This window comes from Methanospirillum sp. (genome assembly GCF_028679455.1).
Taxonomy (GTDB): domain Archaea; phylum Halobacteriota; class Methanomicrobia; order Methanomicrobiales; family Methanospirillaceae; genus Methanospirillum.
On sequence record NZ_JAJRBM010000226.1, the window covers coordinates 1 to 4,062 of the forward strand.

A 4,062-nucleotide genomic window follows, 5' to 3' on the forward strand; every position below is an offset into this window, starting at 1 on the left:
GTCCTTTCCACAACGCAGGATATGCATCGGCGTCTGGAAATATGATTCTGGGGGCAACCGCTAGACCTTTTTCACCGGGAATTATCCGCGACGCACTCATGAGCGCCTCGCCGACCCCAATTAATTCCCCTGATTCAGTAAACATTACCACCATATCATCCATCTGAAAGGGATCAACTTTCACAATTCCCCTCATTGAAAGACGTGCTCCATGGCAGATTGCTCCTGCTGCTGAATTTTTGATGGTCACGGTTGGAAGATTTTTTATTGAATTCTCCATCGGGAGTATCATAGCGGACAAATCGTTTGGGTTCCCGGCTTTTGCAGATTCTATTACATCCCTGACTTCATGCAGGGTATGGATCTGTGATTCATGATACTCAGCAGATCTGCTTCTCCGAAGCTCCTGCATGTGAGCGCCGACACCCAGGGCCTTTCCGATATGATGGCAGAGTGATCTGATATACGTACCTGAATCGCATCTGACCCTGAGTAATACGAGTCGATTATCGCGACTCAGGATCTCAAGTTCCAGGATCTCCCGTATTCTGAGAGCCCGCTTCACCGCACTTCTCCGGGGTGGTCGCTGATAGATCTTCCCTGTGAACTCTTTTATGACATCAGCAAGTGCCTGCTCTGATACGTCGCCCTGCAGTCGCATCAGGCAGATATACTCCTTTTCATCCATGTGGAGAATAGAAGTCAGCCGCACTGCTTTTCCGAGCAGAACAACCAGAACTCCGGATACCTGGGGGTCAAGGGTACCGGTATGGCCAACCTGACTAACACCGGTCATTTCCCTGACCCATGCTGCAACCTGATGACTGCTAGGCCCCCGGGGTTTATCGATGAGGAGGATCCCCCCTCCGTTCTGGAGTTTTATTATTGGTTGATCTGTCATGGTTTCAGAGGGTGTGACTGATTGGTTGTTCATGTTAGGGATTCATGAGGAGGTATATATTCAGTTCATCAAGTGTTCCTTCAAGAGAACCATCACCGGCTACATCCGGAGATAATCCGGCATCAATCATAGCTGATGCAGTAACATCTCCTATTGCTATCAGGATCAGATCCTCACGTCGTCGCCAGATTGCAGATTTAAATGAAAGTGCACTGGTGAACAGCAATGCTTCTGCACTGGTGAGATTAAGTTCTTCATAGGTTGGGATCAGGGAATAGATGGTATACTCAGCCGGTTCTCCTCCTGATTCTGATATTGCGTTCAGGAGACCGGGATTGGGAGCATCAGAGCGTGGGATCCCTATGGTCTTTCCGGATATCCATTCACCGAGGTACGGGACAAAGGCACGCGAATAATATTCAGGTAATACTTCACAGGGAACACCAGACTCACGTAGTGCTTTGGCTGTCTGCGGACCAATGGCTATGACGCGGGGAAGAGTACACCGACCAAGGAGAGGGGCTATTTTGTATGCTGGAAGGGCACTGGTGAAGAATATGCAGTCAAATCGGTTTTCCTGGACATGTTCAATAAAAAGGTCTATCTGATCCTGATCCATCTCGCTATTCAGAGGTGTTACTGAATAACAGTCATGACCGCGACGTGCGCACCTCCGCTGATCATCCAGTTCTTTACCCCGAAGCCTGGTTATTGCAATTTTCATGCCTTCCCGTAATCCCTGGTCTGCAGACCAAATATACGGTTATTTTAAGCTCTCTTTACACTTATAATGCATGAGAATCTCATGATTCTGTTACTCATCGGGGCGTTGATGGGGCTGATCTGTGGTATAATTAGCGGACTCGTTCCCGGTATTCACACAAATACCATGGCGGGGATCATGGCAGGACTTTCTCCGTCAATAATCCCTTTATTGGGGACGGAAGGATTAGCCGGAGCATTAATTGTCCATCTTATAAGTCAATCCTTTCACGAGTTGATCACATCGACCTTTTATGGGATTCCAGACTCTGGGACCACTCTCTCAGTCCTTCCTGCACATGCTCTAACCCTGGAAGGAAAAGGAGAGGAAGCAGTACGACTGGCAGCGCTGGGTTGTCTTTATGGGGTAATTTTAGGAGTTCCGGTTTCTATCCTTGCATATCTGGTGTTTTCCCCCATTCAAACCTCCATTGACTGGATTACCGGTCCGTTTCTTGTTCTGGTTATGGGGGTGGTTATCATTAAGGAAGACTCACCAGCATGGGCGCTTCTGATCTTTCTCTCTTCAGGGCTGCTTGGACTCTTTGCCTTCAGGTATCAATATCTGGCCTGGGGGCTGGCAGGAGTAAGTAGTATTCTGATGCCCTTACTCGCCGGCCTTTTTGGTCTTTCCGTGATACTCACCTCCTCTCATGCACCTGTTCCCAGGCAACGGTTTAGTGATATTGGACTGGAAAATGGTGATATTCTCTCCGCATCGTTCTCAGGGACTGTGGCAGGTCTCCTGGTCGGTTGGCTTCCCGGCCTTTCCACTGCATCAGCAAATGCCGTAATAACGTCCAGATTCAGTTATGAGGTACATCAGAGATCCTATCTGGTTGCTGCCGGTGCAGCAACTTGTGCAAATGCGGTGGTTGGATTGGCAGCGTTTTATGGCATAGCAAGGACCAGGAACGGGGTAATGGTAACTCTCGCGTCACTGGATCCTCCTTCCTTTCCCATTCTTCTCTTTCTCCTAGTCGCTGCTTCAGTAGTTGCGTATATGATAACCCTGAAGTTATCGGGATGTGTCCGATGGTTTTCTGGTCTTAATGGAAAAACCCTGAATACTACTGTAGCAGGATTCGTTATTCTGTTATGTGGAATATGTACCGGTCCCTTTGGACTTTTTGTGCTGGCATGTGCCACCGGAATTGGTATGATACCGGGGCTTCTGAATATTTCCCGGGTTAGCTGTATGGGTGTCGTGACGATGCCAGTTATATTATATTCACTTGGAATCGTGGGTTATTAAAATGAATTCTGATCAATCCCCTCATGATACCACCGCCGGATACAAAAAAAAATACTGGTATGGGGATCTGACCGATTCCGGATGGTATGCCTTCTCATCTGATCCTCTTGAATTACTTGAGATCTTTCAGCGATATGGTCCGGTTATGGCCGGTCTTCCCTCATGGAAAGATGCAGTGGATTGTGGATTTTGTAAAAATAAAGAAGAATATTTCACCAGAATCCGGAATCTTTGCATTGCCTGGTCACAATCAGGAATCAGGCAATACCATGCATCAGAGGAGGTCCGTCTGATCAAACTGGTGTTGATTCTGAGGGAAACCGATCAAATGATCAGTCGGATCGCAGAACAAGTTCAACTCTGGCAACGGATGCTGGGGAGCGATTCTGATATCAGTGAATGTGGTTCCCAATGTCAGGATCTGAATCACAAGGCGGTTGCGGTACCGAAAACTGATGGCGTCTCACTTCTCTCCAGAGATATCATCAGTATTCAGGCGAGCCGAAAGCAAATTGCCCGTGATGTATCTGTTAGATGTGAGGCCCTTCTTCCGAACTGCAGTGCTCTCCTGGGCCCCCTGGTTTCAGCCAGGCTTCTCGAAGAAGCAGGCAGTCTCAAGCGATTATCCCGAATGCCCGCTTCCCGAATACAGATATTGGGATCCAGAAATGCAATTTTTTCACATCTGGTGTCTGGTTCTCCTCCTCCTAAACATGGACTTATCTTTCAACATAAACGAGTACATGCTATATCTCGTAAAATGAGGGGAAAAGTTGCCAGGACTCTTGCTGCGAAGGTGGCTATAGCAGTGAGGATAGATTTTTACCGGAAAACCCTGGATCCTGTTTTCTTGGAAAAAGCTCAAAAGCAGATTGAAAGAGTATCGGGGAGATCATGATCTGGGAAAACGGAATCCTGTATTCTTCAGGCAAGCCCCTGAAAGGCGATCGATTGGTTGGCCCACTCAGGGTTTGGCCACCTGAACGAAGTAAGCTTGCAGCACTCTACTATCTATATAATAATTGTCCGGAGATCCAACCTGCCGATCATATCCTCTATCTGGGGGCTGCATCAGGAACTACTGTTTCATTTGTTGCTGATTATGCAGGGATAATTTACGCAGTTGAGATGGCCCGGGAACCAC

Annotated in this window: 5 protein-coding genes; 3 read left to right on the forward strand and 2 right to left on the reverse strand. The window is 47.8% G+C overall.

Annotation, left to right across the window (positions count from 1 at the left end; genetic code table 11):
* Nucleotides 1-901 (reverse strand): RNA-guided pseudouridylation complex pseudouridine synthase subunit Cbf5 (locus LUQ50_RS07295; RefSeq protein ID WP_300038389.1); only part of this gene is annotated, 901 nt, incomplete at its 3' end.
* A gap of 34 nt (nucleotides 902-935) precedes the next feature.
* On the reverse strand, nucleotides 936-1,625 hold the full coding sequence (locus tag LUQ50_RS07300) for a uroporphyrinogen-III synthase (RefSeq protein WP_300038392.1): 690 nt from the start codon (nucleotides 1,623-1,625) through the stop codon (nucleotides 936-938).
* 81 nt (nucleotides 1,626-1,706) lie between these two features.
* On the opposite strand from LUQ50_RS07300, the gene LUQ50_RS07305 reads away from it, so the two are divergent.
* The 3 genes from LUQ50_RS07305 to LUQ50_RS07315 all read left to right on the forward strand — a co-directional run.
* The gene (locus LUQ50_RS07305; RefSeq protein ID WP_300038395.1) at nucleotides 1,707-2,918 is read left to right on the forward strand and encodes a tripartite tricarboxylate transporter permease; all 1,212 of its coding nucleotides are present in this window, start codon (nucleotides 1,707-1,709) and stop codon (nucleotides 2,916-2,918) included.
* A gap of 1 nt (nucleotide 2,919) precedes the next feature.
* Entirely contained in the window at nucleotides 2,920-3,816 is an 897-nt protein-coding gene (locus tag LUQ50_RS07310) for a hypothetical protein (RefSeq protein ID WP_300038398.1), read from the forward strand.
* The coding region (locus LUQ50_RS07315; protein ID WP_300038401.1) for a fibrillarin-like rRNA/tRNA 2'-O-methyltransferase at nucleotides 3,813-4,062 on the forward strand (250 nt) is incomplete at its 3' end. The genes LUQ50_RS07310 and LUQ50_RS07315, both read left to right, overlap by 4 nt.

Excerpts from the sequence above, each read along its gene's own strand:
- LUQ50_RS07300 (WP_300038392.1), bottom strand. The coding sequence starts at position 1,625 with ATGAAAATTGCAATAACCAGGCTTCGGGGTAAAGAACTGGATGATCAG.
- LUQ50_RS07305 (WP_300038395.1), top strand. The coding sequence starts at position 1,707 with ATGATTCTGTTACTCATCGGGGCGTTGATGGGGCTGATCTGTGGTATA.
- LUQ50_RS07310 (WP_300038398.1), top strand. The coding sequence starts at position 2,920 with ATGAATTCTGATCAATCCCCTCATGATACCACCGCCGGATACAAAAAA.